10 protein-coding genes are annotated in these 11,287 nt (G+C 63.6%); all 10 read right to left on the bottom strand.

The features are described 5' to 3' along the window. Positions 1–89: 89 nt before the first annotated feature. The 10 genes from ACXJLH_RS06630 to ACXJLH_RS06585 all read right to left on the bottom strand — a co-directional run bounded on the left by ACXJLH_RS06630 (position 90) and on the right by ACXJLH_RS06585 (position 11,088). Positions 90–815 carry an REP-associated tyrosine transposase gene (locus ACXJLH_RS06630; RefSeq protein ID WP_056203306.1) on the bottom strand — a complete coding sequence of 242 codons (726 nt, stop codon included), beginning with the start codon at positions 813–815 and terminating at the stop codon, positions 90–92. 79 nt (positions 816–894) lie between these two features. Further along, a complete protein-coding gene (locus tag ACXJLH_RS06625; protein ID WP_457443059.1) occupies positions 895–2,031 on the bottom strand; it encodes a deoxyguanosinetriphosphate triphosphohydrolase in 1,137 nt (378 codons plus the stop codon). Position 2,032: 1 nt separating this feature from the next. Then, entirely contained in the window at positions 2,033–3,127 is a 1,095-nt protein-coding gene (gene aroB, locus ACXJLH_RS06620) for a 3-dehydroquinate synthase (protein ID WP_457443057.1), read from the bottom strand. Positions 3,128–3,184: 57 nt separating this feature from the next. Then, positions 3,185–3,778, bottom strand: a complete 594-nt coding sequence (locus tag ACXJLH_RS06615) for a shikimate kinase (protein WP_457443055.1) — start codon at positions 3,776–3,778, stop codon at positions 3,185–3,187. Further along, a complete protein-coding gene (locus ACXJLH_RS06610) occupies positions 3,744–5,939 on the bottom strand; it encodes a hypothetical protein (protein WP_457443053.1) in 2,196 nt (731 codons plus the stop codon). Before ACXJLH_RS06610 ends, ACXJLH_RS06615 begins: the two co-directional genes overlap by 35 nt. A gap of 58 nt (positions 5,940–5,997) precedes the next feature. After that, positions 5,998–8,196 carry a type IV pilus secretin PilQ gene (pilQ, locus tag ACXJLH_RS06605; RefSeq protein WP_457443051.1) on the bottom strand — a complete coding sequence of 733 codons (2,199 nt, stop codon included), beginning with the start codon at positions 8,194–8,196 and terminating at the stop codon, positions 5,998–6,000. Continuing rightward, positions 8,193–8,717 (bottom strand): pilus assembly protein PilP, encoded by a 525-nt coding sequence (locus tag ACXJLH_RS06600; protein ID WP_057296912.1) that lies wholly within the window; start codon positions 8,715–8,717, stop codon positions 8,193–8,195. Before ACXJLH_RS06600 ends, pilQ begins: the two co-directional genes overlap by 4 nt. Beyond that, on the bottom strand, positions 8,714–9,403 hold the full coding sequence (locus ACXJLH_RS06595; protein WP_457389099.1) for a type 4a pilus biogenesis protein PilO: 690 nt from the start codon (positions 9,401–9,403) through the stop codon (positions 8,714–8,716). Before ACXJLH_RS06595 ends, ACXJLH_RS06600 begins: the two co-directional genes overlap by 4 nt. A gap of 6 nt (positions 9,404–9,409) precedes the next feature. After that, positions 9,410–10,012 (bottom strand): PilN domain-containing protein, encoded by a 603-nt coding sequence (locus tag ACXJLH_RS06590; protein ID WP_457389100.1) that lies wholly within the window; start codon positions 10,010–10,012, stop codon positions 9,410–9,412. Beyond that, positions 10,009–11,088, bottom strand: coding sequence for a pilus assembly protein PilM (locus ACXJLH_RS06585; protein ID WP_056203284.1), 1,080 nt, complete (start codon positions 11,086–11,088; stop codon positions 10,009–10,011). Before ACXJLH_RS06585 ends, ACXJLH_RS06590 begins: the two co-directional genes overlap by 4 nt. Positions 11,089–11,287 lie beyond the last annotated feature (199 nt).

Genomic DNA, 11,287 nt, shown 5'->3' with positions numbered 1-11,287 from the left:
GTGCAGCATTTGCGGCAACTTGATTAAATTAGGGTCAGAGTCAATTAATTCCCCATCGACGTGGTGAAGTTAAATAAATGGGGTCATAGTCACGCCACTCCGGTTGGCTTGGTTTCCGACGATGCCAGTGGCGTTTTGCGCGGCCGTCCGCGCGGCCGTTTGAGTGCGACTTTCGGGTGGGTGTCGCCCAGCGCCTTCAGGAATGTTGCGCCGCCCACTGGCCGCCCCCGCAACACGGCCTCAGTGAACTGCGCTTGCTCCTGCAGGGTGACACCCTGGTCCATCAACTCGCGATAGGCATGCTCGCGCTCGAAGGGTGTGTTGCCCAGTGACCAATACAGTTCATGCTCCGTGACCAGCGCGCTGCGGTTCAGGCCGAGGTGGTGAGCGGCGCTGGACCAGGGCCATTGCGCCGCGTCCTGGCACAGCCCTGCACGCACCGGATTCAATTCGATGTAGCGGATGCAGGCCAGCAGATGCCGTTCGCCCTCGACCAAGCCTGCCCTGAACCGACCTTCCCAGAGCGTGCCGCTGCGCTGATGACGGGTGTTGAACCAGGCCACGTAGCGGCGGCCGAGCGCTTGCATCATGCGACTGAGAGCGTCCGCAGCGGGCGGCGTCAGCAGCAGGTGAAGGTGGTTGTCCATCAGCACGTAGGCATGGACGGCCACCCCATACTGAGCCGCGACCTCGGTCAATGTGACCAGCATCTGCTGGCGGTCGTGATCGCTGAAGAAGATGGCCTGGCGGTTGTTGCCGCGCAGGATGACGTGGTGAGGCTGACCCGGCAGGATCAATCGAGGTAGACGGGCCATGAATGCATCCTTGTCGGCACAACGGCCTCGGCAGGAGCAGCCAGAATAATCGACTCCGACCCCATTTTGTGGAGTGACGTCAGAAAAGCGTCTTGCCCGTCAACCGCTGATGCTCGCGAATGGCGAACCGGTCGGTCATGCCGGCAATGTAGTCAGCACAGGCTCGTTCACGATCGGCGCGCTCGGCGAAGTCCGCCGGCATCTGCGTCGCATCGGACGAATAGGCCGCAAAGAGGTCGCGCAGCACCTGCTCGGCGCGGCTGCGCGTGGATTGCACCTGCGGGTGGCGGTAGAGGTTGGCGAAGAGGAAGCGCTTGAGCGCCGTGCTCTTGATGCGCATCTCCGGGCTGAAGCGCAGCAAGGGCTTGTCGGCCCGGCGCACAGCATCGACGTCGCTGGGTGCCGCTTCGTCCAGCGCCGCACGCGTGGCGTCGATGATGTCGTAGACCTGAGCCGACAGCATGCGGCGGATGGTCTCGAACAGCAGGCGCTTGCCGGCCAGGCCCGGATGCGCATCCAGCGACGCCCGCCAATGCTCCCGCACCAGCTCGACATCCAGCAGTTGCTCCAGCTCGATCAGGCCCGAGCGCACGCCATCGTCAACGTCGTGCGCGTTGTAGGCCACCTCGTCGGCCAGATTGCAGAGCTGGGCCTCCAGGCTGGGCTGGCCGCCATGCAGGAAGCGGGTCGCGATGCCGTCAGGTTCAACGGCCTCGATGAGTTCGGCATGCCGTCGCGAGCAGTGCTTGAGGATGCCCTCGCGCGTCTCGAAGCACAGGTTGAGGCCGTCGAAATCCGGATAGCGCTGCTCCAGTTGATCGACGACACGCAGTGATTGCAGGTTGTGCTCGAAGCCGCCATGGGCGCGCATGCACTCGTCCAGCACGTCCTGGCCCGCATGGCCGAACGGCGTGTGGCCGAGGTCATGGGCCAGGGCCACGGCCTCGACCAGGTCTTCGTCCAGGCCCAGGCTGCGTGCGATGGACCGGCCGAGCTGGGCCACTTCCAGAGAATGTGTCAGCCGCGTGCGGAACAGATCGCCCTCGTGGTTGAGGAAGACCTGGGTCTTGTAGACGAGGCGGCGAAACGCCGTGCTGTGGATGATGCGGTCGCGGTCGCGCTGAAATTCGCTGCGCGTGGGTGCGGGCGGCTCGGGCAGGCGGCGGCCGCGGCTGCGCGCCGGGTCAGCGGCGTAGGCCGGACGCGGCGTCGACATCTCAGGCCGCTCCGTACGCTGCCAGTGTTTCCACGATGCGTGCGTCTGGCACCGAGTGCAGGCCGGCTCGGCCGAGCGCCTCGATGAGGACGAAGCGGATCTCACCCGCCTCCGCCTTCTTGTCCACGCGCATCAGCGACAGATAGCGTTCGGCGCCAAGCTTGGGTGGTTGCACCGGCAGCCCTGCCCTCTCGATCAGACTGCGCAGGCGCTCGACGAAGCCGGCCGGCATCAGCCCCATGCGCTGCGACAGGTCGGCCGCCAGCACCATGCCGCAGGCGACGGCTTCGCCATGCAGCCACGCACCATAGCCGAGGCCCGCTTCGATGGCATGGCCGATGGTGTGGCCGAAGTTCAGGATGGCGCGCAGGCCCTGCTCGCGCTCGTCCTGGCCCACCACGTCGGCCTTGATCTCGCAACTGCGCCGCACCGCATAGCCGAGCACGGCCTTGTCACGCGCCAGCATCGCGTCGAGGTTGTCCTCGATCCAGCACAGGAAACCGGCGTCAGCGATCGGGCCGTACTTGATCACCTCGGCCAGGCCAGCGCGCAATTCGCGGTCCGGCAGGCTGTCCAGGGTGTCCAGGTCGGCGATGACGCGCGCGGGCTGGTAGAAGGCGCCGAGCATGTTCTTGCCCAACGGATGGTTGATCGCCGTCTTGCCGCCGACCGACGAGTCGACCTGAGCCAGCAATGTGGTGGGCACCTGTACGAAGGGCACGCCGCGCATGTAGATGGCCGCCGCGAAACCGGTCATGTCGCCGATGACGCCGCCGCCCAGCGCGAACAGCACGGTCTTGCGGTCCAGGGCCTGGCCGAGCAGGTGGTCGCAGATGCGGTTCAGGCTGTCCCAATCCTTGTGCTGCTCGCCATCCGACAATACGACCAGATCGACGCGACCGTAGACCGCCAGCAGGCGTTCACGCAGGCGAGCGGCGTACAGCGGCGCCACGGTCTCGTTGCTGACAATGACAGCCGTCGCTGCCTTGGGCAGTTGCTGCCAGCTGGCAGGCGCGTCCAGCAGGCCTGAACCAATGCGGATCTCGTAGTTGCGATCGTCAGGGAGCTGAATGCGGACGGTATCGGTGGCAGGCATGCAGCCAAGTGTAAGAGGCACCTCGCAAGCGGCCCTCCGCCTCCCGTCAAGGCGCCGTCAAAGCGGTTCGGCTCCCACGGTGGCCGCGACGCGAGTCGGGTCCAGCAGGCCCGCCAGCTCCAGCTGCATCAGCGCCATGTTGACGAGGGCATGCACCGAAGGTCGCGCGCTTTCCAGCACATAGTGCGCGCAGCGGCGGTAGAGCGGGTCGCGCTGGTGGTGGAGTTCGCGCAGCTTGGCCAGCGGGTCGCGCACCTGTAGCAGCGGCCGCGTGGTGTCGTGGCGCAGACGCCGGAACAGGTCCTCGGGCGTGGAGCGAAGGTAGAGCACCGTCGCACCGCCATGCAGCAGTTCGCGATTGCGCTCTCTCAGCACCGCGCCGCCGCCGGTGGCCAGCACGCGGTCGCCGGGACGTGCGATCAGCTCGGCGATGACCTCGGTCTCAAGGTCTCGAAAAGCGTCCTCACCATGGCGCTCGAAGAACAGCTTGATGCTGCCGCCGATGCGCTGCTCGATTTCATGGTCGGAGTCGACAAAAGGCACGCCGATCTGGCGTGCCAATTGTTTGCCGACGGTGGATTTGCCACCGCCGGGCATGCCGACGAGGGCGATCACGCTAATTGCTCGTCTTGCAATCCGCGTTCTTCCCATAAGGGCTGAAAACAAAAGCCGGCGGCTGCGTCTGGACCGAAAGATCACTCGTAGCCACAGGCAGCCAGACATAGGTGCTGAGATACGACTCTATAGCTGCAGCCAGCGTCCCGGGCGTGGCGGAGTTGAAGCCATCCACCGGAAGAGACGGCAGAGAGACTGGAACTCCGAGCGGGTAATAGGCTGGCGGGCTCAATACGCCTGCTGCGGTCACGGTGATCTTGTACCGGACCCAGCTCCCCAAGCTCTTCGGATATTCAAGCTGAAGGACTGCCACCCCATTGGCATCGGTCTTGGTCGAACCCGTCAAGGCGATCGCGACGTCTGACTTGCGCGGGTCGAGTTGCTTGTTGCCATTGACGTCTTCACTGACCCCACCGCTGCTGGTGTCAATGACGCCATTTCGATTCAGGTCCTCGTTCGGGCACGTTGCCAGCAGCGTGCTGCTGAAAAGCATCCGTCCTGTAGGAACGTTGTTTATAACCTCCGGAATGAGCACGCTATCGTCGCGAACCCACAACTTCAACAACACATCGTATAGGAACGACCCTTTACCGAATCCGCCCAGATCGATTGAAGGTGTGATCTGCACGTCTGACTTGGGATTGCCAGCGGAATCCACAACAAGCACCACGTACTTCTTCACATACGTCAGGCCCGAGGGACCATCAAGAATCGTGTTGTCCGTACCAATCGAGATCGACACTGGGTTCGCAACAATCGTCAGCGTCGTCGTCAGCATTTGACCGCCAGCCGCAACACAATTCGCGACCGTGTCGGATGCCAGGAAATCGGTGGTTTTCCAGCACGCCTGAATGGTGACGCCGTTCGTGGGGCTGCTGACCGCGCCGGGCGAATAAGTCGTTGACGCCGTTCCAGACTGATCGGAAAGCACGGTGTTCTTGAGCGCGCCCACGGTACCTGTCTGGTTGTCACCCGTCACGCCAAACAACACGCGAACATTGGGGACGGGCGCATTGGCGCCGTCCCGGAAAAACGCGTTGATGGTCACCTGATTGCTGGTCGTGCCGGTGTTGACCGTCACTACGTCCGCAGACAGGTTCAGCGTCTTGGACACCGGCGTGGCCGCCGCGGGTACCGTGCTGCTGCCACCGCCAGGGATGGTCACCGTCACCGTCGACTCGACGCCACCCGCAACGGCTTTGATCGCAAGGTTGGTTCCGGGCGCGTTCGGCGCCGTGTAGCTGAAGTTATAAGCCCCGTTCAAGTCGGTCTTGCCTGAAGCGCTGGCAATTCCACTGCCGGAAACGCTGATCGGCACACCCACCATCGGGTTGCTGTTCACATCGGTGAGCAAGTACTGCACTTTGTTGTCCGTGCTCCCTGCGGGAGCGACGGCCGGCACCGCACTCGCCTGCGAAAAGTGTGCACCCGTGATCTGGAAAGCCGCGGTGCGGGTGAGCGCACCACTGGTTGCAATCACCGTGACGGTGCGATTGGAGCGATCCTGGCCGATGTTGATCGAGCCCGTCACTTGGCCACTGGCATTGGTCTGACTGGAAGGTGAGATGAGGAAGGCACTGGCATCAGACACCGACAACTGCACGGGAATGCCCTGCAAGGCGTTTCTATTGCCGTCCACTGCGGTAGCCGTGGCGGTGATCGTTGCGCTGCCCGAGTTATTGATATTGCTCGCGCTCAGCGTCAGCGTCAGGTCATTGGCCTGAGGATTGTTGGTTGAAGACTGCTGGACGACATTGAAGGTCACCGCCCGCGTAATAGTGCCCGAGGTCACGGTCAACGTCACGGGGCGAACCGAAGTGTCCGAGCCCTGGGTGATCGTGGCCGTCAGCTGGCCGCCGGCATTGGTCGCTGTCGCGTTATTTGTCGACACCACTGCATTGGCATTGACGGAAAGGGTGACCGGCACGTTGCCGACCGCGGCGCGGTTGGTGTCGATGGACGTCACCGTCGCCGTGATGGAGTCGGCCCCCGTGTTCGTCAACGTGGACTTGTTCAGCACGACAACCAGGTCAGCCGCCACGGCGCTCGCCGCGCCCGACGGGGTGGATGCCGGGGGATCGAAGACCGGTGTTCCGGCGCTTCCACCGCCACCGCCACAGGCCGTGAGCGCTGCTGCCAGCACACCACCCAACAACGCGCGGACCGCAGTCCGGCTCCAAACATCAAACTTCAACATCTCTGCTCACTCCCGTGTGTAGCCAGCGCAGCTGACACATCGTCAATTCGGTGAATCCTCAGCGCACCGTCGACCGCTCACTGACCACCTTGGGCGTCAGGAAGATCAACAGCTCGGTCTTGGAGGTCGTGCGGGTCTTGTTCTTGAACAGGTTGCCCAGGAAAGGCACATCGCCCAGCAGCGGTACCTTGTTGACGGTCTCGCCCTCGTCCTGGGTGTAGATGCCGCCGATGACGACCGTACCGCCGTTCTCGACCAGCACCTGCGTCTGAACATGCTTGGTATTGATCGCATAGCCCTGGGGCGTCAACGTACCGCGGCTGTCCTTGTTGACGTCCACGTTCAGGATGACGCTGCCTTCAGGCGTGATCTGCGGCGTGACCTCCAGCTTGAGGTTGGCCTTGCGGAATGCGATGGAGGTCGCACCACTGGCCGTGGCCACCTGATAAGGCAGTTCCTCACCCTGCTCGATGAGGGCCTTGACCTGGTCGGCCGTGATGACGCGCGGGCTGGACACGACCTTGCCCTTGCCGTCGGATTCAAGCGCCGACAGCTCAAGGTTCAGGAAGCGGTTGGCGGTGGCACTGAACAGCGACAGCGCGACCTGGGTTGCCGTGCCGCCGCTGAACGCGTCGGACGACGTGTTCGCCGGCAGGTTGACGAACTGGGTGTTGTTGTAATTGGCCGCGACCCCTTGGTTGGTCTGGGAGCCGATGCCGTTGTAGTTGCCGCCAATGGTCACATAGTTGCCGCCACCGACGCTATAGCCCGGGATGCCCCCCTGCTGCCCGCGCAGATCGTTGGCGCCGAGCTTGACGCCCAACGAGCGGCCGAACTTGTCGTTGGCCTCGACGATGCGCGCCTCGATCAGCACCTGGCGCACCGGGATATCGATCTTGGCGATCATGGCCTGGATCTCTTCGAGCTTGCTCGGGACGTCCGAGACGAAGAGCTGGTTGGTGCGAGGCTCGAAGATGACACTGCCACGCGCCGAAAGAATGCGCGTGCCGGTACCGGTACCGCTGCCACCACTGCTGGAACCGCCGCTGCTGGATGACGTGGCGCCCTGACCCGTCAGGCCCTTGGCAAGGTCCTCGGCCTTCACATAGTTGAGCTGGAAGGACTGGGTGCGCAATGGTTCGAGCTGAGCGATGGCCGCCTTGGCCTCAAGGTCCAGCCTCTCCTTGGTGGCGAGCTCTTCCTTGGGCGCGATCCACAGCACGTTGCCGGACTTCCTCAGGCCCAGGCCCTTGGCCTGCATGATGATGTCCAGCGCTTGATCCCAGGGCACGTCCTTCAGGCGCAGCGTGACGCTGCCGGTCACGGTATCGCTGGTGACGACGTTGAAGTTGGTGAAGTCGGCAATGACCTGCAGCAGTGCCCGGACTTCGATGTTCTGGAAGTTCAGCGACAGCTTGTCACCCGCGTAGCCGGGCCCCTGGGTCAGCTTGTTCGGATCGACCTTCTGCGGCCTGACCTCCAGGACGAACTGGTTGTCGCTTTGGTAGGCGCTGTGTTCCCAGTTGCCCTTGGGTTCGACCAGCATGCGCACCCGATCACCGACCTGGCTCGTGGTGATGGTTTGCACAGGGGTGCCGAAATCGACCACATCGATCTTGCGACGCAGGTTCTCCGGCAGGCTGGAACGCAGGAACTCGACCACCAGGCTATGGCCCTGCTGCTGGATGTCGACGCCGACCTGGTTGCTGGGCAGGTTGACGATGACGCGGCCCGCATCGTCCGCGCCGCGACGGAAGTCGATGTCGCGCAGCGGCTGAGGTGCGGCGTTCAGGCTCTGTGCGAAATGGACGGGTTCGCCGGGAGCTTGGGCCTGGGGCAAGGGCTGCACGGGCGCCGGGTCGAGGACGATGACCAGTGCACTGCCCTCCAGCTTGGCCGTGTAGCCCGAGGCATGGCGCAGGTTCAGCACGATGCGGGAGCGTTCCCCCGCCTGCGCCACATTGGCCGAGCGCAGATTTCCCTGGTTGATGTCGATCTGGTTGCGACCGACGCCGTTCGTGACGCCCGGCAGATCGATGGCGATGCGCGGCGGCGCCTGGATCGTGAAGCCGGTCGGCAGGGCCGGCAAGGGCTCGCTCAGTTCGATCCGCACGACCTCCACACCCGCCTGCTGGCTGGTGTTGATCGAGCGTATCTGCGTCTGTGCCCAAGCCGCCGGCGCGGCCAGCAACGTGAGTGCGAATCCCACCAACCAGCCACGGCCCATCGACTTATTCTCCTGCGGTGTCTTGTTCATCGTCCCTTCTCCTGTAGCTGGAGGGTACTGGTGCGCTCGATCCACTCGCCCGCAGCGTCCTGGACGACTTCTCGCAACGTGATCTCGGTCTCGCTGATCTTGGTGATGCGGCCGAAGTTCTGGCCGAGGTAGTCCCCGGCCTTGACTTGATACAACAGGTTGTCGACGCGCAACAGCGCATAACGACGGTTGTCGCGCGTCAGGCTGCCCACCATGGCCATGCCGTCCAGCGGATAGGCTTCCAGCGGCTCCTTGCGACGGCTGATCTCGGCCGTCAGCAGGGAATTCGGCTGAGCGGCTTCCTGCTTGATCGCGACGCTGAGCTTCTGCGGGCTGTAGGGATCCACGCCGGCCGCCGACTCATACGGCTGGGGCAGGAATTTCTTGGGTGGCAGCAGCGGCGTGACGGTGGTCTTGGCTTCCTTGCGCTCCTGCTCCATCCATTGGCGCAGCTCATCCATGTCGCTGCCGCAACCGGCCAGCGGCAGCAGCACGGCGAGGGGCATCAGCAGGCGCTTCATTTCTTGCCTCCCGCCGTCTTGGTCGCGGCCTTCTTCTGCTCGGCGACTTCAGTGGCGTCCAGGTAGCGATAGGTGCGCGCCGTGGCCTCCATGCTGAGGGGGCCGTTCGCGTCGCGCGGGCCGCTGGGCGCGACGACCGCGAGGTTGTGCAAGGTGACGATGCGCGACAGATTCGACACGTCGGCCGCGAAGGCGCCGATGTCGTGATAGCGGCCCGACACCTTGACCGCGATCGGCAACTCGGCGTAGTAGTCCTTGATCAGCACCTGGCCGGGCCGGAACAGCTCAAACTGCAGGCCGCGCCCGACGCCGGCGCTGCTGATGTCGGACAGCAGGGAATCGATTTCCGCCTTGCCGGGCAACTGCTTCTCAAGCTGGGTCACGTATTCCTCGACCTGGCTCTTCTGCTTGCGCAGTTCGGGCAGGTTGACGGCCTGGCCCAGCTTGTTGTGATAGTCCTGGCGCAGCTGCGGTTCACGGTCGCGCTCTGCCTCCAGGCCCGCCTGTACGTCGGACAGCACGAAGACATAGCCGGCGATGGCAACGGCCAGCATCACGACCAGCGAGGCTGCGAGCTTGGGCAGCAGCGGCCACTGGCCGGGCTCCTTGGGATTGAGGCCCTGGAACTGGCTCGCAACATCGGCGAACCAGGCGTTCAGGTCGAACTTGGATGTGGAGGTGGCCATGGACGATCAGCTCTTCTTCGGCGCTGCGGCACCCGGCGCAGCCTCGCGCGGCGGGGTCTTGATCGAGACCTTCATCGAGAAGTCCAGCAGGCGCCGCTGGTCACGCGTGTTGGTCGTGACATTGGCCAGCTTGACTTCGATGAGATCGGGCTTCTCCAGCCATTCCGAGCTGCGCGACACATTGCGCAGGAACTCGGACACGCGCTCGTTCGTCTGGGCAATGCCGCTGATGGTGACGAGCTTAGCGTCCTGCTTGATGGCCGTCAGATAGATGCCTTCGGGCGCGAGCCGGGCCAGATCATTGAGCAGTTGCACCGGCGTGTTGCGATCGGTTTGCAGGTCCTCGACGGCGCGCTGGCGCGCCTTCAACGACTCGATCTCGGCCTTCAGGTCGGCGATGTCCTTGATCTGGGCTTCGAGCAGCGTGATCTGCCCCTGAATGTACTGGTTGTGCGACTGTTGTTCCGCAGTCAGGAACTGCAGCATCAGATAGGCCGCCACGATAAGGCCGGCGCCCACCAGGCCAGCAAAGCCCAGGCCGGCGAAGAAGGCAGCCTTGCGCCGCTTGCGCCGCTCTTCGCGGTAAGGCAGCAGGTTGATCAGGATCACTGGAAGAACCTCCGCATCGCGAGGCCGCAGGCGGTCAGATAGGACGGCGCCTCACGACGCAGCTTGGGCTCGCGCACGGCCGAGCCCATGGCCATGTTCTCGAAGGGATTGACCACCATGCAGGCGAAGCCCGTCAGGTCCGTCACCCGCTCCTTCAGACCGGGCAGAGTGGCCGTGCCGCCGGCCAGCATCACGTAGTGCACCTTGTGATGCGGCGTGCTGGTGAAGAAATACTGCAGCGCCCGACCGATTTCCTGAGACAGGCTGTCGACGAAGGGGTTGAGCACGCTGCTCTCGTAATCCTCGGGCAGTTCGTTGGCGAGCTTCTTCTGCTCGGCCTCTTCGAAGGAGAAACCGTACTGCCTTGAGATGAGCTGTGTCAGCTGGGATCCGCCAAAAGACTGGTCCCGGTCGTAGAGCAGTTCGTCGTCGCGCAGCACCTTGAGGCTGGTGGTGTCGGCGCCGATCTCGAACAGCGCAACGAGCGCATCCTTGCCTTCATTGGGCAGGGCAGCGATCAAGCGGCCCATGGCCATGCGCGAGGCGTGCGACTCAATGTCCAGCACCACGGGACGCAGGCCTGCCGCTTCAGCTAGGCCCTGGCGGTCCTGCACGCGATCCTTGCGCGAGGCGGCGATCAGCACCTCGACATCACCCACCGACGTGGGGCTGGGGCCGATGACGCAGAAGTCCAGGCTGACCTCGTCCAGCGAGAACGGGATGTACTGGTTGGCCTCGGCCTCGACCTGCAATTCGAGTTCTTCCTCGCGCAAGCCGGCGGGCAACATGATCTTCTTGGTGATGACGGCCGACTGCGGCATGGCCAGGGCGGCGTCGCGGGTCCTGCTGCCGCTGCGCGCAACGACACGGCGGACCGCGTCGGCTACCTCGTCGAACTTCTCGATCTGGCCGTCAGCAATCCAGCCCTTCTCGAAGGGCTCGCTGGCAAAACGCTCGAGCACGAATTCACCGCTCTTGGTCTGGCTCAGCTCCACCAGCTTGACGCTGGATGAACTGATATCCAGGCCAATCAGGGGGGGGTGCTTGCGACCCAAAAGTGCGTCAAGTATTCCCATGCCCTTTGTTCCCGACACGCGAGTTACGTATCGGACTATTAATAAGTTACTTGAATGCTAGCAGCAAAGCCGTTGACGCCGAACGGAAATTCGGCGCGAGCTGGTAACGCCACGTTGCTAAACATACACGATTCAACCAACTTGCAAGCTACTGAAAAACACATGTGAAGCGGTCGTTTGGCACACGGTTTGATGCGTG

This window comes from Roseateles sp. P5_E4 (assembly GCF_054049255.1).
Note: the sequence above shows the minus strand (reverse complement) of the source record. Positions and strands in the feature narration are given on the sequence as shown.

Coding starts and splice junctions, on each gene's coding strand:
- aroB (WP_457443057.1), bottom strand. CDS start 3,127: ATGCCTGCCACCGATACCGTCCGCATTCAGCTCCCTGACGATCGCAAC.
- ACXJLH_RS06585 (WP_056203284.1), bottom strand. CDS start 11,088: ATGGGAATACTTGACGCACTTTTGGGTCGCAAGCACCCCCCCCTGATT.
- ACXJLH_RS06595 (WP_457389099.1), bottom strand. CDS start 9,403: ATGGCCACCTCCACATCCAAGTTCGACCTGAACGCCTGGTTCGCCGAT.
- ACXJLH_RS06610 (WP_457443053.1), bottom strand. CDS start 5,939: ATGTTGAAGTTTGATGTTTGGAGCCGGACTGCGGTCCGCGCGTTGTTG.
- ACXJLH_RS06630 (WP_056203306.1), bottom strand. CDS start 815: ATGGCCCGTCTACCTCGATTGATCCTGCCGGGTCAGCCTCACCACGTC.
- ACXJLH_RS06600 (WP_057296912.1), bottom strand. CDS start 8,717: ATGAAGCGCCTGCTGATGCCCCTCGCCGTGCTGCTGCCGCTGGCCGGT.
- pilQ (WP_457443051.1), bottom strand. CDS start 8,196: ATGAACAAGACACCGCAGGAGAATAAGTCGATGGGCCGTGGCTGGTTG.
- ACXJLH_RS06615 (WP_457443055.1), bottom strand. CDS start 3,778: ATGGGAAGAACGCGGATTGCAAGACGAGCAATTAGCGTGATCGCCCTC.
- ACXJLH_RS06625 (WP_457443059.1), bottom strand. CDS start 2,031: ATGTCGACGCCGCGTCCGGCCTACGCCGCTGACCCGGCGCGCAGCCGC.